Source organism: Exiguobacterium sp. s191, from assembly GCF_018618955.1.
GTDB lineage: Bacteria > Bacillota > Bacilli > Exiguobacteriales > Exiguobacteriaceae > Exiguobacterium_A > Exiguobacterium_A abrahamii.
In genome coordinates this window covers 924,422-947,824 of record NZ_JACSNC010000001.1, presented here as the reverse complement: position 1 = coordinate 947,824, position 23,403 = coordinate 924,422, and the positions used below count along the sequence as shown (strand labels likewise).

At 48.9% G+C, this 23,403-nt stretch carries 34 protein-coding genes and 1 pseudogene; 23 read left to right on the top strand and 12 right to left on the bottom strand.

Going from position 1 to position 23,403, the window contains the following annotated elements; translation table 11 throughout:
* Window positions 1-64: 64 nt before the first annotated feature.
* Window positions 65-265, top strand: a complete 201-nt coding sequence (locus KNQ09_RS05085) for a hypothetical protein (RefSeq protein ID WP_214857689.1) — start codon at window positions 65-67, stop codon at window positions 263-265.
* A gap of 61 nt (window positions 266-326) precedes the next feature.
* Here KNQ09_RS05085 and KNQ09_RS05080 read toward each other — a convergent pair whose 3' ends face one another.
* The 7 genes and pseudogenes from KNQ09_RS05080 to KNQ09_RS05050 form a co-directional block, all read right to left on the bottom strand.
* On the bottom strand, window positions 327-623 hold the full coding sequence (locus tag KNQ09_RS05080) for a hypothetical protein (protein ID WP_214857688.1): 297 nt from the start codon (window positions 621-623) through the stop codon (window positions 327-329).
* A gap of 9 nt (window positions 624-632) precedes the next feature.
* Window positions 633-1,007, bottom strand: a pseudogene (locus KNQ09_RS05075) (DUF2268 domain-containing putative Zn-dependent protease); the annotation flags it as partial.
* A gap of 19 nt (window positions 1,008-1,026) precedes the next feature.
* Window positions 1,027-1,458 carry a hypothetical protein gene (locus tag KNQ09_RS05070; RefSeq protein WP_214857684.1) on the bottom strand — a complete coding sequence of 144 codons (432 nt, stop codon included), beginning with the start codon at window positions 1,456-1,458 and terminating at the stop codon, window positions 1,027-1,029.
* A 46-nt stretch (window positions 1,459-1,504) separates the two neighbouring features.
* The gene (locus tag KNQ09_RS05065) at window positions 1,505-2,311 is read right to left on the bottom strand and encodes a phosphotransferase (protein ID WP_214857682.1); all 807 of its coding nucleotides are present in this window, start codon (window positions 2,309-2,311) and stop codon (window positions 1,505-1,507) included.
* 99 nt (window positions 2,312-2,410) lie between these two features.
* The gene (locus tag KNQ09_RS05060; protein ID WP_214857680.1) at window positions 2,411-2,971 is read right to left on the bottom strand and encodes an AAA family ATPase; all 561 of its coding nucleotides are present in this window, start codon (window positions 2,969-2,971) and stop codon (window positions 2,411-2,413) included.
* Window positions 2,968-3,378: a toll/interleukin-1 receptor domain-containing protein gene (locus KNQ09_RS05055; RefSeq protein ID WP_058264981.1), complete on the bottom strand. Its 411-nt coding sequence runs from the start codon at window positions 3,376-3,378 to the stop codon at window positions 2,968-2,970. The genes KNQ09_RS05060 and KNQ09_RS05055 overlap by 4 nt, the downstream gene beginning before the upstream one ends.
* On the bottom strand, window positions 3,375-4,400 hold the full coding sequence (locus KNQ09_RS05050; RefSeq protein ID WP_483299313.1) for a serine hydrolase domain-containing protein: 1,026 nt from the start codon (window positions 4,398-4,400) through the stop codon (window positions 3,375-3,377). The genes KNQ09_RS05055 and KNQ09_RS05050 overlap by 4 nt, the downstream gene beginning before the upstream one ends.
* Before the next feature lie 138 nt (window positions 4,401-4,538).
* On the opposite strand from KNQ09_RS05050, the gene KNQ09_RS05045 reads away from it, so the two are divergent.
* From KNQ09_RS05045 to KNQ09_RS05035, 3 genes are read left to right on the top strand one after another with little or no spacing between them, the layout of a single operon-like run.
* On the top strand, window positions 4,539-5,033 hold the full coding sequence (locus tag KNQ09_RS05045; RefSeq protein WP_058713127.1) for a sigma-70 family RNA polymerase sigma factor: 495 nt from the start codon (window positions 4,539-4,541) through the stop codon (window positions 5,031-5,033).
* Window positions 5,030-5,485: a hypothetical protein gene (locus tag KNQ09_RS05040; RefSeq protein ID WP_214857678.1), complete on the top strand. Its 456-nt coding sequence runs from the start codon at window positions 5,030-5,032 to the stop codon at window positions 5,483-5,485. The genes KNQ09_RS05045 and KNQ09_RS05040 overlap by 4 nt, the downstream gene beginning before the upstream one ends.
* A 15-nt stretch (window positions 5,486-5,500) precedes the next feature.
* The gene (locus tag KNQ09_RS05035; RefSeq protein ID WP_214857676.1) at window positions 5,501-5,938 is read left to right on the top strand and encodes a GNAT family N-acetyltransferase; all 438 of its coding nucleotides are present in this window, start codon (window positions 5,501-5,503) and stop codon (window positions 5,936-5,938) included.
* Here KNQ09_RS05035 and KNQ09_RS05030 read toward each other — a convergent pair.
* Window positions 5,930-6,313: a GNAT family N-acetyltransferase gene (locus tag KNQ09_RS05030; protein WP_075642370.1), complete on the bottom strand. Its 384-nt coding sequence runs from the start codon at window positions 6,311-6,313 to the stop codon at window positions 5,930-5,932. The two genes, KNQ09_RS05035 and KNQ09_RS05030, sit on opposite strands and share 9 nt — an antisense overlap.
* Window positions 6,310-6,975 (bottom strand): HAD family hydrolase, encoded by a 666-nt coding sequence (locus KNQ09_RS05025; RefSeq protein ID WP_214857674.1) that lies wholly within the window; start codon window positions 6,973-6,975, stop codon window positions 6,310-6,312. The genes KNQ09_RS05030 and KNQ09_RS05025 overlap by 4 nt, the downstream gene beginning before the upstream one ends.
* Window positions 6,976-7,014: 39 nt before the next feature.
* Between KNQ09_RS05025 and KNQ09_RS05020 the strand changes: the two genes are divergently transcribed.
* Window positions 7,015-7,860 carry an alpha/beta fold hydrolase gene (locus KNQ09_RS05020; protein WP_214857673.1) on the top strand — a complete coding sequence of 282 codons (846 nt, stop codon included), beginning with the start codon at window positions 7,015-7,017 and terminating at the stop codon, window positions 7,858-7,860.
* Complete coding sequence (locus tag KNQ09_RS05015) at window positions 7,857-8,546, top strand: alpha/beta fold hydrolase (protein WP_214857672.1); 690 nt, start codon at window positions 7,857-7,859, stop codon at window positions 8,544-8,546. The genes KNQ09_RS05020 and KNQ09_RS05015 overlap by 4 nt, the downstream gene beginning before the upstream one ends.
* On the opposite strand, the gene KNQ09_RS05010 is transcribed toward KNQ09_RS05015, so the two are convergent.
* Complete coding sequence (locus tag KNQ09_RS05010; RefSeq protein WP_214857671.1) at window positions 8,508-9,371, bottom strand: sensor domain-containing diguanylate cyclase; 864 nt, start codon at window positions 9,369-9,371, stop codon at window positions 8,508-8,510. The genes KNQ09_RS05015 and KNQ09_RS05010 overlap by 39 nt on opposite strands.
* A gap of 137 nt (window positions 9,372-9,508) precedes the next feature.
* Entirely contained in the window at window positions 9,509-10,027 is a 519-nt protein-coding gene (locus tag KNQ09_RS05005) for a DUF4256 domain-containing protein (protein ID WP_214857670.1), read from the bottom strand.
* 197 nt (window positions 10,028-10,224) lie between these two features.
* On the opposite strand from KNQ09_RS05005, the gene KNQ09_RS05000 reads away from it, so the two are divergent.
* From KNQ09_RS05000 to KNQ09_RS04990, 3 genes are all read left to right on the top strand, one after another.
* Window positions 10,225-10,617: a hypothetical protein gene (locus KNQ09_RS05000; RefSeq protein ID WP_050677983.1), complete on the top strand. Its 393-nt coding sequence runs from the start codon at window positions 10,225-10,227 to the stop codon at window positions 10,615-10,617.
* Window positions 10,618-10,726: 109 nt separating this feature from the next.
* Window positions 10,727-11,416, top strand: coding sequence for an ABC transporter ATP-binding protein (locus KNQ09_RS04995; protein ID WP_050677982.1), 690 nt, complete (start codon window positions 10,727-10,729; stop codon window positions 11,414-11,416).
* 62 nt (window positions 11,417-11,478) lie between these two features.
* Window positions 11,479-12,447: an LLM class flavin-dependent oxidoreductase gene (locus KNQ09_RS04990; RefSeq protein ID WP_214857669.1), complete on the top strand. Its 969-nt coding sequence runs from the start codon at window positions 11,479-11,481 to the stop codon at window positions 12,445-12,447.
* 113 nt (window positions 12,448-12,560) lie between these two features.
* On the opposite strand, the gene KNQ09_RS04985 is transcribed toward KNQ09_RS04990, so the two are convergent.
* Window positions 12,561-13,289, bottom strand: a complete 729-nt coding sequence (locus tag KNQ09_RS04985) for an SDR family oxidoreductase (protein WP_214857668.1) — start codon at window positions 13,287-13,289, stop codon at window positions 12,561-12,563.
* 85 nt (window positions 13,290-13,374) lie between these two features.
* On the opposite strand from KNQ09_RS04985, the gene KNQ09_RS04980 reads away from it, so the two are divergent.
* From KNQ09_RS04980 to KNQ09_RS04915, 14 genes are all read left to right on the top strand, one after another.
* The gene (locus KNQ09_RS04980) at window positions 13,375-13,818 is read left to right on the top strand and encodes a hypothetical protein (RefSeq protein WP_214857667.1); all 444 of its coding nucleotides are present in this window, start codon (window positions 13,375-13,377) and stop codon (window positions 13,816-13,818) included.
* Window positions 13,819-14,102: 284 nt separating this feature from the next.
* Entirely contained in the window at window positions 14,103-14,645 is a 543-nt protein-coding gene (gene amaP, locus KNQ09_RS04975; RefSeq protein WP_064299846.1) for an alkaline shock response membrane anchor protein AmaP, read from the top strand.
* A gap of 15 nt (window positions 14,646-14,660) precedes the next feature.
* Window positions 14,661-14,867 (top strand): DUF2273 domain-containing protein, encoded by a 207-nt coding sequence (locus KNQ09_RS04970; protein WP_035397250.1) that lies wholly within the window; start codon window positions 14,661-14,663, stop codon window positions 14,865-14,867.
* Window positions 14,868-14,909: 42 nt separating this feature from the next.
* Window positions 14,910-15,347 carry an Asp23/Gls24 family envelope stress response protein gene (locus KNQ09_RS04965; RefSeq protein ID WP_023468370.1) on the top strand — a complete coding sequence of 146 codons (438 nt, stop codon included), beginning with the start codon at window positions 14,910-14,912 and terminating at the stop codon, window positions 15,345-15,347.
* A gap of 123 nt (window positions 15,348-15,470) precedes the next feature.
* A complete protein-coding gene (locus KNQ09_RS04960; RefSeq protein WP_214858575.1) occupies window positions 15,471-16,229 on the top strand; it encodes an SDR family oxidoreductase in 759 nt (252 codons plus the stop codon).
* Window positions 16,230-16,345: 116 nt separating this feature from the next.
* On the top strand, window positions 16,346-17,260 hold the full coding sequence (locus tag KNQ09_RS04955; protein WP_251133484.1) for a methyl-accepting chemotaxis protein: 915 nt from the start codon (window positions 16,346-16,348) through the stop codon (window positions 17,258-17,260).
* Window positions 17,261-17,420: 160 nt separating this feature from the next.
* Window positions 17,421-18,938, top strand: a complete 1,518-nt coding sequence (gene nikA / locus KNQ09_RS04950) for a nickel ABC transporter substrate-binding protein (RefSeq protein WP_214857665.1) — start codon at window positions 17,421-17,423, stop codon at window positions 18,936-18,938.
* Window positions 18,938-19,435, top strand: coding sequence for an ABC transporter permease (locus KNQ09_RS04945; RefSeq protein WP_214857663.1), 498 nt, complete (start codon window positions 18,938-18,940; stop codon window positions 19,433-19,435). The genes nikA and KNQ09_RS04945 overlap by 1 nt, the downstream gene beginning before the upstream one ends.
* Window positions 19,435-19,872 carry an ABC transporter permease gene (locus KNQ09_RS04940; protein ID WP_251138162.1) on the top strand — a complete coding sequence of 146 codons (438 nt, stop codon included), beginning with the start codon at window positions 19,435-19,437 and terminating at the stop codon, window positions 19,870-19,872. The genes KNQ09_RS04945 and KNQ09_RS04940 overlap by 1 nt, the downstream gene beginning before the upstream one ends.
* A 173-nt stretch (window positions 19,873-20,045) precedes the next feature.
* A complete protein-coding gene (locus KNQ09_RS04935; protein WP_214857659.1) occupies window positions 20,046-20,696 on the top strand; it encodes an ABC transporter permease in 651 nt (216 codons plus the stop codon).
* Entirely contained in the window at window positions 20,644-21,177 is a 534-nt protein-coding gene (locus KNQ09_RS04930; protein WP_214857657.1) for an ATP-binding cassette domain-containing protein, read from the top strand. The genes KNQ09_RS04935 and KNQ09_RS04930 overlap by 53 nt, the downstream gene beginning before the upstream one ends.
* Window positions 21,178-21,192: 15 nt before the next feature.
* A complete protein-coding gene (locus KNQ09_RS04925) occupies window positions 21,193-21,390 on the top strand; it encodes a hypothetical protein (protein WP_214857655.1) in 198 nt (65 codons plus the stop codon).
* Window positions 21,369-22,106 (top strand): ABC transporter ATP-binding protein, encoded by a 738-nt coding sequence (locus KNQ09_RS04920; RefSeq protein ID WP_214857653.1) that lies wholly within the window; start codon window positions 21,369-21,371, stop codon window positions 22,104-22,106. The genes KNQ09_RS04925 and KNQ09_RS04920 overlap by 22 nt, the downstream gene beginning before the upstream one ends.
* Window positions 22,100-23,389, top strand: coding sequence for an MATE family efflux transporter (locus tag KNQ09_RS04915; protein ID WP_214857651.1), 1,290 nt, complete (start codon window positions 22,100-22,102; stop codon window positions 23,387-23,389). The genes KNQ09_RS04920 and KNQ09_RS04915 overlap by 7 nt, the downstream gene beginning before the upstream one ends.
* Window positions 23,390-23,403: the final 14 nt, after the last annotated feature.

Sequence of the window (23,403 nt, the reverse complement as noted above, 5' to 3'; positions counted from 1 at the left end):
AGGTCTTTGATTTCATGTTATGGACTACTTTTTTTTGATGGACTGCTTCTTATAAAGCTGAATAATGACTATCACGAATGCTAAAAGCGTTAAAAAGCCAAACGAATTAAAAAACGCTTCTGCAATCGATTGTTGTGTCGTTAAAATACGTGCAACGAAAATGATGATAGAACTTGCGAATAAAACGACAATGATTCTTTTCAATGGTTGGTTTGTAAAAATTAAGCAAAGTATAAAGATGATTGAAAAGATACCGATTATTTGAATCAACATCACATATCCCTCTTAGCTACCATAATTTTTGTGTTTAATTCTTTCGTTATGACTTAGAGGTTTTGTAATTGACTCTCCAGTACTGTTCGCGCTAAAGGTTCGTCTTTTGCTTGACCACGCTCAAAGGCATAATCACTAAAGATTTTAGCACCCTCCTTGAGCCAGTTCGCACGATACAAGTCGTGTGTCTCACTTCTTGATAAGAAGATACCGTCCTCGATTTCGACATCATCGTCTACTCCGAACTGAAAGCCACAACAAGAACAAAGTTCGAACGAAGCGTCACCATTTTCATAATAAGCAACGTCGTCCATTCGGTCATATCCACAGACGGGACATGTGTGTTTCATGAAAGCACCTCATTGTTCAAGAATCTTTTGATACTTGTATCCTTTTAAGATATCTGTTTGATTCGTATAGGTCCAGTCAGCAATGGACTGATCTGGATGCAACTCAAAATAATGATTGAGGATATCACGCCCTAACATGTAGTTACTCCAGCGAGGAATCTCTTTTTTTTCGTTACCTACAACGAAGTCGAGTTGTGATACTTCATGGCTGTTGACGAGATGCACGACATGTTTCTTTGTTGCTTCATCCATATCGACATTCCAAGGAATGGAAACGTCTTTGACGATTCGCTCGGCAAAGGCATCTGCCTTTCCTTCGACAATGACGGAATTAAGAGTCGTATTGAAACTAAAATCGGGTGTATCCATGAGGACTAAGTGATGATATTCATGTGCTGTTCAATTAATCCTCTTTCGCCATATGATCAATGATGATTGGATCACTGTAGGACAAAATGTAAAAATCCTGTTCATGTGTCCTGATGGCAAATAAGTGCAAGTCTCCCCGTTCCGTATAAACTTCCTTCGTTTTCATATACTTTGCAGCGAACTCTCCCAAGATCGATTCTTTTGACTTCACGACCGGATAAGGGTTCCGGAGTCTGTCGTCGATGATGCCATGCTCCTGCAACGTTCCTAGGAAAACGGCGTACTTTTCGAAACGCATCAAAAAGTAATCGCGCGAAGGATCGTCAATCAAAAGCTTGAATGTTTCGTCAGCGCCATAAAAATAGAAATCAATCGCGTAATGGTCGTTCGCCTTTAATGACATTGTATCCAGTTCGAGATCGTATTCTTCAGTCGTCAGTAGAAAATCAAGATCAATTATTTTCAAAGAAACTACTCCTTTATCCTAATCATCGAACTTAGCGAATCAAACGTTATTTTATCGAGGGTTTATCGATGAACCACTTCTCCCCATGTTCCGCGATGAAACGGTATTCCGCACGGTAATGTGTGTCGTGACCCTCTTCTTTCATCTTGATGAAGGCAGCATCACCGTCCGCAGCTCTTTGATCAATCAACAGATAGAGGGCTTCGACGCGCAACAATAACATGGATCGCAGTTCGGAACGCGGTCCTTCATAGCCATACGCATCAAGGAACCGACTCACTCGCTTGGCGAAACGTGTGTCATCTTGCTCTGGTGAATAAGCAAGAACGGATCCGTCAGGTGCTTGTCGTCTGCGGCTAAGCGGAACGAACGTATAGAGCGCATAGACGATATCCCAAGCACGTGGACCGGGTGCTGCGAGGTCAAAGTCAATCACGCCACTCAGTTTTTGATCCTGAAAAATCGTATTATAGACGGCAAAATCGTTGTGGCAGATGACTTCGTGTGGAGTCGGGGTATTGAGCAACGGTGCCCAGTCCGGTGAGACGTCGAAGTCGACTGTCGCGTCATGATACTGGCGCATCAGACGTGCGACATCGTCCAATACGTCATCATGCCACATGTATGCTTTTAGGGGATAATCGGCCGTTTCGCCAGGGAGAAAGGTCAGGATCTCTCGATTTTGTTCGTCGATGCCGACGAAACGGGGAACACCGGATAGGCGTTTAGCTTCTAAGTGGCGTAATAACCGTTGGACGTTGTTGCTGTTCTCTTTTTGTGAGCGATAGACATGCTCACCTTTTTGATAGACAGCGGAGACATTTCCACCAGTCAGTCGTTGTTCTTCAGACATGAGTGTTCCTTCTTTCTTTTGTAATCGGTTACATATCGGCTAGTCTTTTTGCATGCGTTGATGAAGAAGCGGGTGCTTTACGCACGATTGTCATGTTGTTCAATCAGTCAATACCGCATCGCAGAGAGCATCAAGCGACGGATTCGTGACATGGTCGAGGAATGTGTCAACGTCTTCCGTCGAACGAAGACGAACGATTTGGTCCGCTTCACCTGTAACTGGCGGCTCGATTCGTTGACGCTGATAGATGTCGTAGTACGACGAGTCGCCACGAATCTCTCGTCCATCGCGTTTGGAGTGAGTCAGTCGGTCTGCAATTGTCACTTCGGGTAAATCGAACCAGACGAGGATCGAGCGGAACGTCGAACGGGAGAATGGATCTAATAATTGTTTCCGACCGGTCTGCGTGGTGTTGGCATTACATAAGATGATCGTCTCAACGGAAGACGTGATTGCCTGTTCGATCAACCATCCCGTCAAGTCATGTTTGATCTGATTCGGTCCTTCTGTTGGAACGAGGTCCGGATAATGTTCGAGCAAAAAACGTGCTTGAAGATCCTGATCGATGACAAGGCTTGATGAGAGACGTTGAGCAAGCTGTCGGGCGAACGTCGTTTTCCCGGCATGGGTCGGTCCAATCGTCAACAGGACGGTCCTCATGACGTCAGTTGTTCTTCCGGTAAGCGATCGGCGAGAATCTGCGCGAGCCAATCTTCTTTCGTTCCGAAGCAAGAGGTCGTCCGTCCGATATGATAGAACGTACTGGCCAATGGTCCGGTGAAGTAGGTCGCATCCGGCATGCATAAGTAAATCGGGCGATTCGTCGCGAGCGCAATCCCGAGTTCGACGTGACTACTTTTTCCTGCTGGTAACACGAGGACGAAGGCGTCCGCTTGTTGCACGGCTTCGAATTCAGCAAGACCAATCTTTCGTAATGCTTCGGGATCCTCTGCCCGATCATTCATCGTCCAGTCGTATGTTACATCGTGTCCACGCAAGCGGAGTTCATCGCGGAGCCAGCGGACGGTCAACGTGTGATCAAAGCGAGAAGCGATATAAAGATTCATGTATGGATTCCTTTCTCAAGTAAAAGTAGTTCGATGGCCTGAACGAGCGCGTAGGCTCCGTCAGACGTATTCGATAAGACGGTGACGATCGTATTCGATTGTGGATAATAGGCGGAATGAAAGCTGACGCCCGGGTCGTAACCCATGATGTGCCATTTCTCGTGCGAGGCATCGAGTCGTTTCAGCCAGACGCCGTAACCATAAGACGCAATATCGTTGACTTTGACGTGAGGATGAAACAGTTGAGTAGTCATCGATTCGGACAGCAACTGATGCGTCAGAAGACTTCGCCAAAAACGTTCCATGTCTGATGCTGTGAGGAAGGCGCCGCCATCAGGTCCGCCAATGATCGGTAACGCATAGTGATTCGTTCGCCACGTTCCGTCTTCATTCTCGATGTGCCCGATGGCTGTATCTGCCGGTAGCGAGTCGAGTCGGAAGTAACCAGACTGTGTCATTTGCGCACGAGCGAATAATTCGTTCGTCACGTAATCCGCGAAGGGTTGTTTCGTCAATTGTTCGATCACGAGACCGAGCAGGATGTATCCCGCATTGTTGTAATGAAAACGTTCGCCTGCAATGAACAGTCTTTTTTGGTCCTGAAACAACGGTAAAAAATCGATGGGACGACGCAAACGGTACATCGGGAAATCTTGAAAGACCTCCTCGAAATCGGTCATCGTCGCTTCGTCAAAATAATCACCGATGCCTGACGTATGGGTTAACAGATGATGCACGGTCACACCGTCTAGATCGATTCCTATGTCCGGTAGAATCGTCGCGACGCGTTCGTCGAGTGCAACCTTTCCTGCCTCGACTAACCGTAAGATGGCGACCGCCGTGAAGAGTTTTGCACCAGAGGCAATTCCGAAGCGCGTCGTTTCTGTATTCGATATACGGTAGCTCCGATGTGCGAATCCGTTAGCATGACTAAAGATCATTTCACCTTGCTGGTGGATGGAGACCGCCCCTTCGAGATGCATAAGCTCCGGTAAAGCAGTGAGTTTCTTGTACACGTTCATCATCCTCTCTGTTTCCCATCCTATCGAATTCATTCATGCAAGAAAAGGGAATTATAAGAAAAATTTGAAAAAAATGAAACTTTTTAAACGTGTCGCGTATCTAATAGGGGAGTGATTGCAAAAAAGGAGGATGCAGATGTGTTTCGAAAGTCAGGTGCAGCATTATCCGACGCTGCTTTTGAAGCAGCTTTATTCGCAGAAGAAGACTATGTGTACCGTATTTCCTTCATTTATCTGAAAGAGGAGGCGGCAGCGCTTGAGAACGTCCAAGAGGTCGCGTACCGGGCATGGCGTGGACGAAAGAGTTTACGGGATGCTTCGTATTTTAAGACGTGGTTGACGCGCATCACGATGAATTGCGCTTTCCAGCAACATCGAGCGTCGTTTCAGCCGCTCGCGATTGAACCGAGTCAAACGACGTCGTTTGAAGAGCGTCTCGTCGATCGTTTGTACTTGGACGATTTACTGGATGTCCTCGAGCCGACCGAGCGATCAATCGTCTACTTCCGGTATGAAGAAGATTTGTCATTGCAAGAGATTGCGCAAACCTTCAATGTGCCACTGAGTACGATCAAAAGCACGTTGTACCGCGCACTCGAGAAAGTACGACGACAGAAGGGGATGAGTCTATGAATCACGAGCCAAAAATCTTGATTGACGTACCGTCATCCGTCAGGCAACGGACAATCCAAGGTATCCGCAAAGCGAAACGGCGCCGGCGCTCGGTACAAGCTGTTTGCATTGCTGCCGGTCTGACGATCATCGGTTTCAGTTCCTTACAAGAGACCGTTCCCGAGCAATCGTCGCAATCGATGAGGGTCGGCATGTATTATGATGAACAGTTTTACAAAGTAGCAAAAGAGATGACGAATTTAGACTGGCAACAATTGAAAGGGAAACGACTTGGTGTTACGGATGATGTCTTGAACGATACGGGACTGGAACAAGACACATCTGATTTTGCGTCGAACCTCGATGCATTTACCGTCTATCAAATCAAGGACGATCCGGTATCTGAGCACGTACTGGTCGTCGGTGAGGAAGAGGGTCGAGAACGGGTGATGATTCTGTCGCCCACACGATAAGGGGGGGAGAGAAATATGACCATCCGGTCTTGGACAACAGACGATCTACCACAATTGGTCGGATTGATGACGCAGCTTGGTTATCCGGCAAGCGAGGACGTCTTACGCGAACGATTTTCGCGGGTCACCCGTCATCCGGATTATGAATTGCTTGTGTTAGAAGACGACGATATGCTTCTCGGCTGCGTCGGTCTGTTTCAGGCGCAAGCGTTCGAGCATGATACGACCTATGTCCGAATCGTCGCGTTCGTCGTCAACGCGAAATATCGTCGGCAGGGAATTGGACGCCGTTTGATCCGAGCAGCGGAAGACTGGGCGCATGCAAGAGGAGCAACTGCCGTTTTACTGAACAGTGGTAATCGACCAGAACGCGAAGCAGCCCATCACTTTTATCAATCGATGGGCTACAGCGTGACGAGCACGAGTTATTCGAAATCACTCGCTTCATCGTGATTTACGGAAACCATGGAAAGCACGAAATCCTTGTTGTTCATAAAAAGAAGCAGACTGACGAGTTGCTAGGAGATCGATCCGCGTCGGATAGGTAAGTTGCAAGTGATCGAGTAACTGTTGTCCGTACCCACGCTTGCGTGCGTTTCGGCTGACGAGGAGCTCACAGACGAACGTCGTCACCGAACCGTCCGTTAAAGCGCGGACATAGGCAAGGATTTCTCCGTCAGACTCAAGGACGAAAGCGGCATTTGCATTCATCCACGCGTTGCGAGTCCGCTCTTGATCAGCGACGAGATCCTGCCACCCTTCTAATGCGTTCAATCGATGAATCTGCTCAAAATCGTCAGGTTGGAAACGGCGAATCTGTTCCGTCATGGCTGGTTCTCCTTTCGTATCAGGTCTTGAAGTGGGGCAGGTAACTGGCACCAGTCCGAAAATTGCGTGTCAGTCAATGGAACATCGCCTGTGCGCTTCCAAATCGCCTGCATGCCGAGGGCGCGTGCCGGTAAGATGTCGTGGTCGTAATTGTCGCCAACATAAAGGACTTCGTCCGGGCGAACACCTAAACGATCCGTTAAGCGAAGGAAAAATATCGGATCCGGTTTACGGACGCCTTCTTGATCCGAAATCCCAATCTGCGTAAAGGAGGGAGACAGTCCGATTGCGTCACAGACGGCACGTTGGAACGTCGTCCGACCGTTCGACAGTAAGCCGATGGGTAGATCAGGCGGTAATTGCGCAAAAAAGGTGTCGACTCCCGGAAAGCTCCGTGCGAAGATCGGATAACGCGTCACGTAGTCCTGTAGCAGTACTTCAACAGAAAGCGACAATTGGAAGCGACGAATCATTTCGGCATAGACGACGTCCTTCCAGACGCGTCCTTCTTGATCAAGCAATAAGAAAGTCGTGATGTAGTCGTCGATCGGAACATGCGCAACTTCACGAAAACGTTGATACTGATCCCGAAGGAAATAGGGAAGAGAACCGGACCGGTCATGTAACGTCTCGTCTAAATCAAATAATAGGGCACGAATCAAGGTAAACACCATCTTTCAAAGTATAGAGGAGTGATTATAATGGAACGAATTATGCAGCATCAGGGAAAACAAGTGACGTATTATGATGACGGTTCGACAGGTCGACCGTTGTTACTCCTACCCTCGCTCGGTGGGACGTATCAGGACTGGGCGGACATTCTGACTAAACTGACACCGAACTACCGCGTCGTCAGCTTTCATCCGCACGAATGGTCGAATGATTACATCGACGGGACGACTGGCATCTTACGCCAAATCGACCAGTTCCTTAACGTGATAGATATCACGACTCCAGTCACACTCGTCGGTCATTCCTATGGTGGACTCGTCGCTCAAGCTTTTGCTTTACATCATCCAGAACGCGTCGCCGGTCTCGTCCTCGTGGATGCGACGTCCATTGATTTAGCAGAACTCGATCAGCTTGATACACCAGTGCTCGACCGAGAAGGGGATGACGCTGTCTGGATCGATCGGTTCGAAGAACTATCAAAAGCAACTGATTTACGTGACCGTTTCCCGGACGGGGATGACCGCACGGATTGGAACCCGGCGTATTACCGGTCGATGCATGCGATTATCTCGCAGTGGAAAAGTGATGCGAAAGATCTTCAACCACGCATGCGCGATCTCGGTATTCCGTTGACCGTTCTTGGACGGGACAAAGCGCAGTCGATCGAAACGATGAGCGCTGCTGGTTTTCCAAAAGACGAACTGGAGCGGATGGAAGAAAAATGGCAGGAATTGATTCAGCGACAGGCGAATCTATCCTATCAGGCGAACGTGACGTTCGTTCCGGGAACATCACACCTGATGCATCGCGATCGTCCGGACGTCATCGTAGACGCGATATTGACACTACATCAATTTAAGGAGTTTACCGTATGACACGTATGTATGTACTACATGGTTTAATGGGAACGGCAGCAACACACTTTGCACCACAGCTATCTGCTTTAGCGGATGATTTTACGTTCATTCCGATTGATCTGCCTGGTCACGGAATGACGACGGAACCGGCAACGGAAGATTACTTATCACAAGCAACACGTGCCATCCGCGAACGGATGGCACAGGAAGGTCCAGGATGGATTCTCGGGTTGTCGCTTGGCGCAACGCTTGCGATGCAACTGGCACTCGATCCACCGGACGAACTCGAAGGGATATGTATCACGGGTTTTTCACCATTCATTCCTAAAGCGATGGAACCGCTGATGCGCAAGCAACGAGAGTTCTTCCTCGACCTCGAACAGCAGGCACCGGAAATTGCCGAACAGTTCGAACAGTTGCATGGTCCTGCCTGGAAAACGACAGCGCGGGCAGTCCTCGATTTGATGACGTTCCGTTTTCCGGCATTAACGGAAACGATGCTGCAGTCGATCACCTTACCGGTCGTCATCCTAAACGGAACGAATGAAACATACGAAGTCGACGCAACCGCGTTCGTTGCGGAACACGTGCCGAACGTCATCGTCTTACCAGTCGAGGGAGCCGGGCATACGGCGAATCTCGATCAACCGGAACGCTTCAACACCTTATTGCTTCAAGCGCATCAATCCATGCTGACGACTTAAGCGATCATTCATCTTTTCTTGATACATCTGCTCATCTGCCTCATGCAGGACGTCGTCGACACGGCGTCCTGTTGTCGTATGTACGGCGCCGATTGCGAGCCCGATTTCGTGTGTCTCGAACGTCGAGCGGACGTGTTCGACGAATCCCTCGAACAGCTCAATCGACGGACTCTCATCGATCAAGACGAATTCATCACCACCGATCCGGTAGCCATGGTCTGTCAAGCGGCGGATGCAAAGTCCTGTTTGTTCAAGCAAGGCATCACCGACCGCGTGACCGAACCGGTCGTTGAGCTCTTTTAGTTCATTCAAGTCAAGCAGAATCACCCCATACGCCGTCTTCTCTTGATCGAGTCTGTGGACAGCCTCGTTGAAGGCATGACGATTCCCAAGACGTGTCAAGGTATCAATCCGGTACTGATTGAGCAATGCCTGTTGTGATTTCAACTGCTCGTCAATGTTACGGATCACTCCTTGGATGGCAACGATCTGTCCATTTTCGCGAATTGGTGTCGCATATTCTTCGAACCAGACGTACGTCCCGTCATTCGTCCGCCAGCGTTGCCGAAACGGCTGATCGTAGTCACAATCGCCCGAAATCTTCGACATCAAGACTTCGATGTCTTCCGGATGAATCCGTGCGAAACACTCGTCCGGATCCATGTAGCTGGCTGCTGTCACGCCTTTCCCCATATGGTCATCGAGGGAAGGACTGATATAACGAAACCGATATTCCGGCTGGACTTCGAACACGTAGAAGATATCTTTACACAATGCGATCGTATCCGGCTGTTGCTGGCGGAATAACCGGAAACTGATCAACATGAGAAGACCACCCACAATCAATCCCAATACAAATATGACGTCCACCTCCTCTATTCATCGACCATCATATCATAATTGGGTTTTATTACCTATAATTTACAAAAAACACTCTACTTTAATCGTAGAGTGTTTTTTGATTAGTCTAGCTCAATGCAGACACGAAATCCTCGGCTCGCATAATAGGAATCCACTCCGTTGTGATAAATGAACGTCGTCTCATAACGACGATCTCCGTATAGGGCACCGCCTTTTTGACGGATCACGTCCGGTGTCGCTAGCCAACTGGAGGTTTTTTCGTCAAACGAAAACTGCGTCTGCAGTGTTTGATACTGTTCAGGTGTTAAGAGGTGCACCTCTAGCGCCTCAATCATCGACTCGACACTTGCGACAGGCGCATTTTTCTTTCGACCAAGTCGAGCGGATTCGTCCAAACAGACACTTCGACGACCAGACGGACTCTCTTTGACAGTGTCGACGATGACGAATCGTCCATCAAGGGTTACGACATTCGGCTCTCCGCCTGTCTGTTCCATCCAAGCGAGGGCTGCTTGTTTCGAAGACGTCAGTCGTGACTCGACCTCGTCATACGAAAGACCCTCGTGGCGATCAGGAGTAGCTTCAAAACGATCACGAAAATTCGTGAATTGGTCCTCCATCGGTAAAACCTCACTTTCCTAGTCCATTTTTTCCATTATTCAATGAATCCGCTTCCAGTGCAATCGTTTAGTGACTGAATAAGTCAATCTGAAGACAATTGACAAATGAAATCGGACTGCCTACACTAATTGTACATATCCGGTTTCTGTCGCGATTGCGCGAACAGGAACGACATTCAGGAGAGGAGCCCAACCGTATGCGCTGGATCAGTTATGCGGCTGTTGTGACGATTCTTTCGTTCTTAGCGTTCACAGCGTATTCGTTCTTGACGACGATCGACTTTGAGATCGTCTATCAGTTCGGAACGTTTGCGATGACGTTATCCTATTTTATCTTTGGTTTACCAATGTTGTGGATTGTTCGCCACTATCCGTTAACCCTTCGTCTACTCATCTACGTGACGACGAGTGCTGTCGTCTTATTTCTATTCATCGGTCTATATGAAGCGTGGCATGATGCGTCATTGTCTCCGTTACCACCATTCGGTAGCATGATCCAATTCACGGCTCTCGCTTGCCTATTGTTCGTCTTACCGTATGAACTCGTCTATCGTAAAAATTTCGTCTCCATTCAACCACGTGTTTCTTGACAGTATTCTTGTTCCTCAAGAATGCTGTTTTTTATTTCCTCTCATTTAGAAGGAATTCCCAATAAATTCTTGAATAGTAAGTTATCACGAATATATGGAGGGCTTACATATGGAAGGAACATTTCAATGCAAACAGATGGGAAAATCATTTTCGGGAGACGGTGTCGAGACACATGCGTTACAAGACATCGATGTGACGCTTGAGGCAGGTGACTTCATCTCGATCATTGGACCTTCAGGATCCGGAAAATCAACGTTACTCAGCCTGATCGGAACCCTCGATCGTCCGACGAGTGGGGAGTTGCATTATGACGGAAAGCCGATCAATAAATTGAACAGTAAGGAACTATCCGATTTCCGTTTCGAAAACATCGGCTTCATCTTCCAACAGTTTCATTTGATTCCGACGCTGACAGCGCTTGAGAATGTCATGGCGCCTCTGTTCGGTCGGAAAGTACCATACGATAAAAAAGAACGCGCCGAGCAGTTACTCGCGCAAGTCGGTCTCGCTGATAAAGCAGGCAGTTTGCCGTCGCAACTTTCCGGTGGACAACAGCAACGGGTCGCCGTTGCCCGAGCACTCGTTCATGAACCGAAATGGTTGCTTGCCGATGAGCCGACAGGGAATCTCGATACGGATACGGGAGAAATCATTTTCAATCTTTTACGGTCATTAAACGAAGAGAAGGGCTGCGGCGTCTTGTTCGTCACCCACGATCCGGCACTCGCAGAACGGGCGAACCGAACGATCGAGATGCGAGATGGCGTCATCATCGAAGATCGTCTCGTGCGAGTCTGAGCCTCGTTTTTGAACTCCGTTCCTCCACCCTTTACACTGAAAGGGTAGAGGAGGAATGCGTGATGCGACTAGGAATACTGGATCAAGTGCCGTTACATGAGGGCGATACGGTCGAAGCGACGATGGAAGCGACGGAACGACTCGTCTTAGAAGCCGAGCGACTCGGTTATGAACGGTACTGGTTCGCGGAACATCATAATACGAACGGGTTGCTCAGTGCGGCACCGGAGTTGTTCATCGCCCGAATGGGTGCGAAGACGTCAAAAATCAAGCTTGGTTCAGGTGGCGTGTTGTTGCCGCAGTATCATCCACTGAAAGTCGCCGAGAGCTTTGCGACGCTTGATGCGTTTTATCCGGGGCGGATCGAACTCGGGATCGGTAACTCTCCGGGCGGGAGCGAACGGACACGACTTGCGTTGACGGATGGAGAGAAAAATCGGGCAGCTGAGTTTAGTCGACTCGTCAATGAAACGGCGGGTTTCTTAACAGACGGTTTATCGAATCGACACCCATACCGGATCGTCAAGACGACACCGCGTGACCGTCAACCGTCACCGATTTCGATCCTTGGTCTGTCGCCACGTAGTGCGCGAATTGCAGCAGAACAAGATCTTGGTCTCGTTTTTGGTCACTTCATCAATCCGGATCGTTGGGAAGAGACGCTCTCGACATATCGCGAGGCAGGTGGGAAGAACGTCATCGTCTGTGTTTTCGTCATTTGTGCTCCGACACAAGAAGAGACCGAACGGCTCGCTCGGACGCAAGATGCTTGGATTCAAGGCGTCCGACTCGGGAATTCGATCGTTCCGTCGTTTACGACGACAGAAGCAAAGGTCTGGAATGACGTGCAAGCGGAACGGATTCGTAAAGATCGCCGACGGACGATTGTCGGAACACCGGATGTCGTTGCGCAAGAGCTTGAGGCATTAGCAACGCGTTATCAAACGGATCAATTTTTACTGATTAACAATGCCTTTGATCAAGAAAAACGATTGCAGTCGTACCAGCTCATCGCGGAGCGACTACTCTAAACATAACAGGACCCCTCGTTAGCTGTTTGGCTAATGAGGGGTCCTGTCTACAAATCTACAAATCTACAAATCTACAAATCTACAAATCTACAAATCTACAAATCTACAAATAATTAACGTTGAGCCGTTGGACGAATCAGGATCTCGTTGATCGCGACATCCTCTGGTTCGTTAACGGCATAGGCGATGGCACGCGCAATCGCGCTCGCATCGATCGCTTTCAAGTCACCAATCCCTTGTTTGATCTCGTCATCCGAGATATGGTCCTTCAGTTCTGTATCGACCGCTCCCGGTGAGATGATCGTTGCACGGATGTGATTGTCGACCGATTCTTCCTTGCGGAGACCTTCCGTGATCGCGCGAACGGCGAATTTCGTACCGCTATAGACGGCGCTCGACGGCATGACTTCGTGACCTGCGACGGACGAGATGTTGATGACGTGTCCGCTTTTTTGTTCGCGCATGTACGGCAGGACGGCTCCGATTCCGTGGAGAACACCTTTGATATTGACGTCGACCATCGTATTCCATTCATCCTGTTGATTCTTATGGAGGTGTGATAGTGGCATCAATCCAGCGTTATTGACGATGACATCAACTGAGCCGAACTTGTCTTTCGCAAGCTTAGCGAGTGCGTCGACTTGTTCGCGATCCGTGACGTCCGTCACTTGATAGACGGCTTGACCACCTTCTGCTTCAACGGCTTTGACGAGTTCTTGCAAACGTTCTTCCCGGCGTGCAGCAAGAACGAGTTTTGCGCCTTGTTTTGCAAGTTCTTTAGCGGTTGCTTCCCCAATCCCGCTTGATGCCCCTGTAATGATGACGACTTTATCCTGAATCATCTGAACTCCTCCTTTTGAATAACGTACTCCTTGAGAGGTATTGCCGCTTTTATTGATTTAAAAACATTTTGTAGGAGGTTGCCTCGTGAAACAACAAACGTTTATTGGTATAGTGCTGATTAGTTTAGGGTTACTCTTCTCGCTGGATCCTTTCCGCCATCAACCACCAGCACCTGACGTGACGATTGAAAATCGTGAAGCAAAGGTGTACTTAGGAACGTATACGTGGTCGGGACTTTTTTTAGGAGAGACAGCTGATGCAAAGGTTGGACCCGTTGAACAAGTAAAAAAGAAACAAAGTGAACGCGTTGCACCGGAAGAACAGATGTCAATTCTTTTTCGAAATGGTCCGCATCCAAAAACTGTTGCCGTTGAGTTATGGTCCGTTGCAAATGGAAAAAAGCTTAAAACGTTTCAGGACGTAGAAAATATCACTTTGCCAACGACCCGTGGAAAATATGTCTATCAGATTAGAGCAGCGTGGGAAGAAGGAAACGGTTATTTTGCCATTCCGATTGAAGTAGAATGATCATTTTCAAAAAACATATTGACGAAGTATACGGGAAATGATAAATGAATTAGATTGTTGACCTCTTTTTAGTTGAAAGAGGTCTTTTTTCGCTAAATATAGTAAATAATCCACTTGTATCGTTAATTATAGTCTGAATAATCAGAATATATGAACATTTTAACAAAAGTGTATGTAAATGTTTCGGGTTCGAATGAACGGGAATAAACACACCATACACATAATAGTTCATGTGTTGAATCACCTAGGTGAAAGAAGTTAACAATCGTAAAGGAGAGGTGCAGATGAATGGGTTCAATCGATTCTTACTCGTCATCATAGGCATACTCGGACTCGTCAGTGTCGGGCTGCTTGTGCTCGGTGTGTATGATGTTCCACGGCTCAGTTCATTGATTGAGCAGTGGCAGGATCAGCAATGGTATAGCTATACCGTTCTATCCATCGGAGGATTTTTAGCATTCGTATTCGTCATTCTATTATTCACAGGATTATTCAGCCGCTCGAAAGGTCAACGTCTGTTGATTCAAACGGGTGACGGAACGATCACGATTTCGAAGGAAACGATCGAACGGACGGCACTGGAGTCGATTCGTGGGGTTGGTGGCGTACGGACACCGCGTGTCCATGCCGATATCCATTCGAAAAAAGAGACGGTTGCTTTAAAAGTCGACTGCTCAGTTTTCGGACAAGAGGGACTGCCGACGATCGCGAAGGATATCCAAGAACGCGCTAAACAAGCCGTCGAATCCTTACTCGAGTTGCCGGTCACGAGTACGAAGGTCACAATCAGTGACACGAAAACAAAAACATCGGAACGTGTCGTCTAAGAGAGGAGAGGGAACATGAAGACAAGGGAAGCACTTTACCCGTATCGGTTCCGACTGATCGGAGGACTTGTCGGTCTAATCCTCGCCATCTTATTCTTGACGATTGGCTTTGGTCCGACAATTCTCATCGTTGCCTTTGCAGCGATCGGATTCTTGATTGGGAAGTGGCGCGATGGTGCGCTCGATATCGAAGGGTGGATTCAGTTCTTTCAACGGGACTGATTCATATATATCTAACTACACATTCAAAAGGAGAGATTTCAAATGGCAAACGAAGTAAACACAACAACTGAAAACGAAGTGGTACGCGAGAATAAATTGACGTTCGAAGATCAAGTCATCAAAAAAATCGCAGGGATCGCGTCGAATGAAGTGACAGGCATCTTGTCAATGAGTGGTGGATTCATGAGTGGACTGACGGATCGTCTCCGGAGTTCGGAAGACATCACGAAAGGAATCGGTGCTGAAGTCGGCGAACGCCAAGTCGCACTCGATTTGAAAGTCATCGTCGAATACGGTAAAAACATTCCGTCGATCTTCCAAGAGACGGTCGCAAAAATTAAAAAATCAATCAGCGACATGACAGGACTTGAAGTCGTCGAAGTCAACATGCACGTCGAGGACGTCATGACACGCGCTGAATTTGAAGCAAAAAATAAATCGAACAACGAACAAGAAGAAAAGAGCCGCGAACTGCAATAAGGAAGTCAAAAGATCCGACGAACTTGTCGGGTCTTTTTTCATGGAATCGACACGACGTTTGACTAAACTAGAGCCTTTTTCGGGAATAGATTAGTATCACGATAAACGAAAGGATGATTCATGATGCGACTAACAGGTAAAACGATCATCGTCACGGGAGCTGGCTCAGGAATGGGTGAAGCCATGGCCAAATTGTTTGCACAAGAAGGCGCACGGATCGTCGCAGCCGACATTCGATTGGAAACCGTTGAACGGGTTGTCTCTGCCATCAAGGAAGCGAGTGGAGAAGCGATCGCTGTTGCGAGTGATGTCGCCAAACCTAACGCAGCAACAGAACTCGTCCAACAAGCGCTTGAGGCTTACGGCAAACTGGACGTTCTCGTCAACAATGCTGGGATCATGGACGGAATGGAGGGAGTGGAAGACATCTCCGATGAACGCTGGGATCACGTTCTCGCCGTCAATACGACGGGAACGATGCGTCTGATGCGCGAAGCGGTCAAGCATTTCAAGGAAGTAAAAGGTGGTGTCATTTTGAATAACATCTCGATCGGTGGTCTGAACGGTGCCCGGGCAGGAGCAGCCTATACCGCTTCCAAACATGCCGTCATTGGTCTGACGAAGAATACCGCCTTCTTTTACGCCGGAGAGGGAATCCGCTGTAACGGGATCGCACCTGGAGCCGTCGAGACGAACATCGGACAATCGATGACGAACCTGAATGAATTCGGGATGGACCGCGCGATGCTTGGCATGGGACTCAATCCACGTACCGGTCAGCCGGATGAGATCGCAAAATTGGCATTGTTCCTCGTGTCTGACGAGGCAAGTTTTGTTAACGGGGCGATCGTCGTCGCCGATGGTGGATGGAGTGCGTATTAAAAATCGCATCTTATGTACTAGATTACAGTTTAAAATGGCAGGAACCTGTCGATATAAGGGATAATATGACAATAAGAGCATTATGACCTTGAGTTTGAATCCAGGGAGGAATCGGCATGTCGATGCAGGAACAAGCAGCACACGTCACCGACACACAAGTCATTCGAGCAATCGAGCAAAATCTGGCAATCATCCGCTTTGACGATCGACGGAAAGTCGCATATGTCAACGAGTTGTTTGCCCGGACGATGGGGTATGAAGTGGAAGAGCTAATCGGTAAATACCACCGTGATCTTTGCTTTCCAGCGTACGTCAACAGTCCGGATTATGAGTTGTTTTGGCGCAAATTGATGCAAGGAATTACGTATCAGGACAAGATTGAACGCCGGGCTGCCGATGGGCAACAGAAATGGCTCGAAGCGACGTATATGCCGATCTATTCGGATGACGGGCGCCGGGTCGTCGGTGTCTCGAAAATTGCATCGGACATTACGATTCGCCAACAGGACGTCTTACGGATGGCAGCTGAACTCAACGAGACATCCGCGTTCTTGACGGTCAAATCGGAGAGTGGTCGTCAGGACGGTCTGAACGTGCTGGCGACCGTCCAACAAGTCGAGGCGGAGTCCGTCGAGAATCTGTCGAGCCTTGTTGCCTTACGGAAGGATGCGAATTCGATCACCGACATCGTCAAGACGATCCGTGATATTGCGGCGCAGACGAATCTACTCGCTTTGAATGCGGCGATCGAGGCGGCACGTGCTGGTGAACATGGGCGCGGGTTCGATGTCGTCGCGACCGAAGTCCGAAACCTGTCGAACAAAGTGTCCCACTCAATCGGGGAGATCAAGAACAACATTGAAGGGATCGTTGAGCGGATTGAAGATGTTTCGCACAGCATCGAGCGCATTTCGTCTAAGGTCAAGGACAGTACGGGTCAACTCGAGCATACGGTCAGTGAGTTCGATCAATTGGCTGATTCAGCGAAACAACTCGAGCGTCAGGCAAAACAATTCGTCCATGTCTTATGACACACATCGATACCGGATCACACGAGCTGTTCGCTTGTAGTTGATTCGGTATTTTTTTGATGGCGAATTCAATATAGAGAAATAGAAAAGACGCTTGTTAAATCGGAATCGTTACGATATGATGTAAAACGTAATTATTCCGAATTAAAGGTGGAGAACAATGTCTACATATAAAACTGCGAGCCTCATCGGTAGTGTCTTCCTCGGTTTGACACTTGCCGGTTGTACTGCTTCTGATACGCCACAAGAGCAAAACCACTTGACGTTCGTCTATAACTTCGCGACACAATCGCTCGATCCGCATCGCGACAGCAGTTATGTTCCGCTTCGCGCAGGGGTGACGGAGACGCTCGTCCGTCTTGATGACGAACGATTGACGGTCGAGCCGTGGCTTGCGAAAAAATGGTCCTACGAAGGAAAGCGAACATGGCGGATCGTCTTACAGGAAGACGTGACGTTCCATAATGGGAAACAACTTGATGCGGCAGCCGTCAAATCGTCTCTCGAACGCTCAATCGACGAAAATCCAGGTGTCAAGAATGCCTTGAATATCGAGACGATCAAAACGGACGGACCCGATCTGCTCATTCAAACGAAGACGACATATCCAGAGTTCATCTCGGAACTCGTCAATCCGAACACAGCAATCATCGACACGAAAGCGAGTGGGGTGACGAAGGAACCGATGGGAACAGGTCCGTTCCAAGTCGAGCGGTTCGCTCCGGGAACAAAAGTCGAGTTAAAACGTTTCAAGTCCTATTGGCAAGAACAAGCGAAACTTGATTCCGTTGATTTTGTCTTCAACGAAGATGCTGGCGCACGGACGAACGCTTTGCGTGCCGGACAAGCGGACATCGTCTATCGACCGGAAATCGAGAGTGTCAAGCAGTTGAAGTCTGAAGGATTAACAGTCCAAGCGACGGATACGTTCCGTGTTCATCAGTTGACAATGAATGTTGCGAACGGTCCGATGCAATCGCTTGAAGTCCGACAGGCAATGGATGCTTTGATCAATCGAAAGCAACTCGTCGATCACGTCCTCCAAGGATATGCGGTGCCATCACGTGGTCCGTTCCTATCGTCATTCCCATTTGCTCCGAACTATCCGCAACAAGAGCAGAAGACGCCTGAGGAATGGCTCAAACAAGCCAGATATACAAAACAAAACGGACGGATGCAAAAGGACGGTCGTCCTTTAAAACTGACGTTATTGACGTATGCGGCTCGACCAGACCTGCCGTTGATTGCTCAAGTCATTCAAGATGACGTGAAAAAGATTGGTGTCGCGATCACGATTAAACAAATCGATGTCCCAGAAGAATACATGGCGAGTAACCGGGACTGGGATATCGCGACGTACAGCAATCTGACAGCTCCGCGTGGAGATGCTGGATATTATTTGAACGCGACCTATCATCCGAACGGAGGACTGAACTTCAGTCGTGTCGCGGATCCGAAGTTGACGAAACAGATCGAGACGTTGAATAAAACGATTCAGATCGAGGAGCGATCACGGCTTGTGGAGCAGATCGCGCGATATGTCGATGAGAAACGCTACAATAGCTTCTTGCTCCATCCTTCAACACTCGTCGCCTATGACAGCAAACGCGTCAAAGGATGGAAAACGGAAAAGAGTGAATACTACATGATCACGAACACGTTGCAGGTGACCGATTGATGCGTTCGATCGTCAAACGACTGCTATCGCTGAGTCTATTCACTCTACTCATCACGTTCAGTTGTTTTGTCTTGTTACTGTTACTGCCGGGTGATCCGGTCTTGACGTTATTGAATATCGATGAATTATCAGCAACGCCCGAACAAATCGAGGCCGCGCGCCGTGAATTAGGATACGATCAGCCGTTGCTCGTCCAGTACGTCCGTTGGCTGCAAGACATACTCACCTTACGTCTCGGAAACTCGTTACAGACGGGGCGACCGGTCATCGAGATGTTGTTAGAGAGTTATCTCGTGACAGCGGAGCTGGCACTTGGCGGCCTTACCATCGCCTTATTGATCGCCTTACCCCTTGGGATCGGGAGCGCCTTGACGACGCGCCAAAGCGTCGTCCGTCTCGCCCACCTTGTCAGCATGAGCGGAGCGGCCGTGCCTGGCTTTTGGATCGGTCTGTTGCTCGTCGATCTGTTTGCCGTCCGTCCGGGTGGTTACCTGTGATGGGACGGGAAGGGATGACGTCACTCGTCCTCCCGGCTCTATCGCTCGGCTTTCCACTTGCGAGCGTTTATATTCCATTGATTCGACTGAATCTACGCCGTGAACTGAACCAACCGTACATCGAGTTGGCACGGATGCGTGGGATATCCGAGCGGACGATCCTTTGGCGTTATGCGTTACGCGGCAGTTTGCCACCGGTCCTGTCTGTGTTCGGTCTGACGCTCGGCAGTCTTGCCGGGGGTGTCGTCGTCCTCGAAGTTCTGTTCGCGTATCCAGGTGTCGGAAAATTAATGGTCGATGCGATTTTGCAACGCGATTACCCACTGATCCAAGGCTACATCTTGCTGACGACAGGCATCATTCTTGTCTTGCATCAAGGTATCCGGTCGCTAAACCGGGCGTTACGACCAGATTGGCAGAAGGGAACACATACATGAAAAAAAGATGGTTTATTTTCGGGGGATGTCTCCTACTATTTATTTCATATACCGTATATGTTAATCCATTTAATACAAGCGTAGCGAAAAGACTTGAGCCTGCTTCATTCGAACATTGGCTCGGAACAGACGGTTTAGGACGAGATTTCGCAGCTCGTCTTTTTTTAGCTGGTTTGATATCCTTAGGTTTCAGTCTACTTACGGTGTTGCTCACAGCCTGCATCGGTACCTGTCTTGGTTGTCTAGCCGGTTTTTATGATGGACGTCTTAAGCGCTTGATTCATCGATTAGAAGATGGTCTCGTGATTTTCCCGGACACGGTTCTAGCACTCGTCATCGCTGGATTATTTGGTGCCAGTCCTCAAAGTTTGATCTTTGCGATTTTACTCATCAAATGGATTTCCTACGCGCGATTAAGTGAGACACTTGTGACCGAGACGATGCAAAAGCCATACATCAGCATGGCACGCATCAACGGGTTAACAGACAGGATGATCTTACAACGCCACATCCTTCCGACTATCATTCGGCAAGTCGTCGTGTTAATGAGTTTGGATGTCGGCAAAGTCATCTTATTCTTATCGGCGTTCTCTTATATCGGGCTTGGTGTCCAAGCACCACTGCCAGAGTGGGGAGCGATGTTGAACGAAGGACGTCCTTATTTCAGTTCGGCACCCCGGCTCATGCTTTTGCCAGGTGCGTGCATCGTCTTGACCGTCGTCGCGACGATGGGATGGACGCGGTGGATGAAGAAAAAAGGAGGACACGTAAATGATTCAGATTCGGAGCTTACACGTTCGGGCGAAACACGTCCTTCTGCATGACGTGAATCTATCGCTACCAGCTCACCAATTCATTTGTCTCGTCGGAGCGAGCGGGAGCGGTAAGACGCTCTTGCTTAAACGATTACTGGATCGATTGCCGGACAGGATGTCGTCGAGCGGAGAAGTCATCTCGGACGAACCTCTTCGGCGTGGTCTCGATATTGGTTACATACCACAGCAGTATACCGATGCGTTTCTTCCATTTTTGACGATGCGTCAGATGTTACGGGATACATATCGCGCACATGGACGAAAGATGGATCATCCTTACATCGATGACGTCTTGCGAACGCTTGAGTTGGACCCGACCTGGTTGGACCGATATCCAGGAGAGTTGAGCGGTGGGCAATTGCAACGGTTTGCGATCCTGTTTGCCGTTGCCTTAAAACCACGGTTGATTTTAGCGGATGAATTAACGACGGCGCTCGATCCCGTGTTGACACGTCGTTTACTCGACTGGTTGACCGAATACCAACACTAGTACGGGGCAACGATTTTGTTCGTCACCCACGAATTAGGACCTGCCTTACATTATGGGGAGCAACTCGTCTTAATGCAGGATGGACGAATCGTCGAGACGGGAACACCACAGATGATCGAGCAAAGTCGTCATCCGTTCACGATGAGCTTGATGCAAGCGCATCGTACATCACTGGAAGAAAGGAAGAGTTCATGTCACCAGTCTTATCCGTAACAGATCTTACTTATCAGATAAAGGATCAGTCCCTCTTGTCGAATATCTCGTTTCACGTAACGAAAAAGGCGTCACTTGGTATCATCGGGGAAAGTGGGAGTGGCAAGACGACACTCGGACGATTGATCCTCGGTCTGCTTAAACCTACACATGGTTTGATTTCCTTACATGGAAAGGTATTTCCGAGTGGGCAACGAAACGAGCGACGAGCTATTCAAGCCGTCTTTCAACATCCTCTCGCTTCCTTTAATCCAGAATGGACGGTGCGGGAATCGATTCTTGAACCGTTTCGTCAGCATCGTCCGATTTTGCAGCATTTCCCAGCGACGTCAGAAGTGGATCTTATTACAGCTCTCGCGTTTGCTGTCGGGGTCGAGGAACAATTATTCGATCGATTGCCCCATCAATTGAGCGGGGGACAAATTCAGCGTGCCGCGATTGCCCGCGCGATTTCGATTGAACCCGACATCATTGTGATGGATGAGCCGACGACGGGGCTTGATGTCGTCTCCCGCGCACAGATCATCGAACTACTAGAACGCTTGCAACAGACACTTGGTGTCAGTCTCGTATTGATCTCGCACGATATCGACTTCATCCGGCGTCTCTGTTCGGAAACACTCGTCTTACGTGACGGTCGTGCTGTTGATTTGATTGATCGATTGGAATCAGGTAGCGCGTATACCCAACGATTCGTCGAGGCCGGAACATGGTGAACGCACAACCGACCCACAAAACGTACTGGTTACTCGCGTATCCGCTGATTCTCTCAAGTATTGCGACACCCTTGCTTGGTGTGACCGATACCGTCGTCATCGGTCAATCCGGTGATCCGCGGGCGATCGGCGGCATCGCCGTCGGAGCCGTCTTCTTCAATACGATCTACTGGTTGTTCGGTTTCTTAAAAGTTAGTACGACAGGATTCAGTGCCCAAGCAAGCGGGGCGAATGACATACATGCCTTACGGACGTCCCTCTACCGACCGTTGTTTCTAGCAGCCTGTATCGGTCTACTTATCCTGTTGTTTCGACAGCCGCTCGAGCAAATCGGACTGTACTTACTGGCACCACCCGTTGACTTGCTTGATGCGGTCAAGACGTATATCTCATACCGGATGATCGGCGCACCGTTCGTGTTGATGGGTTATGCGTTACTCGGCTGGTTGATTGGTACCGGTCAGGTCAAGCACGCTTTGTTCGTCCAATTGTTCAGTACAGGAGTCAATGTCGTTCTCGATATCGGATTCGTCTACGGATTGGATGCCGGTGTTGCTGGAATTGCGGTTGCGACCGTCATCGCGGAGATCAGCATCGTCGTCTGTGCTCTGTACCTAATCCGTGGTCATTTAGCGATGACGCGTGATGAATGGCGTGCCTTGACGGCGTGGCACGCGTACCGTCAATTCTTTCAAGTCAATCGTGACTTGTTCATTCGCACGATTTTCCTTCTACTCGTTACCGGCTGGTTCACACGTGCTGGAGGACAATTCGGACCGGATGTCCTCGCAGCCAACGCGATTCTGCTACAAATCCAGTATTTGATTTCGTACTGGTTCGGTGGACTCGGTCATGCGTCAACCGTTCTCGTCGGTCGGGCGAGAGGGAATCAGGATCAGGCAGGATACCGGACGAGTGTCCGTTTGGCACGGACGTTCGGATTCTACTCGGTCGTCTTCTGGTCACTGGTGCTCCTCTTCCTTGAGACACCGCTCCTTCAGTTGTTCACTTCAGAAGAGGCGATCTTAGACGCAGCGCGCGATTATTACTTCTGGATCATCATCCTACCGCTTCTCGCCGGTTGGGCGATGATTTATGAAGGCATCTTTGCCGGACGGGTTGAAGCAACACCCGTCCGAAATTCGATGATTCAAGCAGGAATTGGTTTTGCGGTCGTCCTCCTGCTGACACCGACTTTTGGAAATCAGGGCGTCTGGGCAGCGTTTTTGACGTTCTTCTTGATTCGCTCCTTATCGTTGATTCTCGTAGAAGCAAGACGATGAAAAACCCGCTGTTT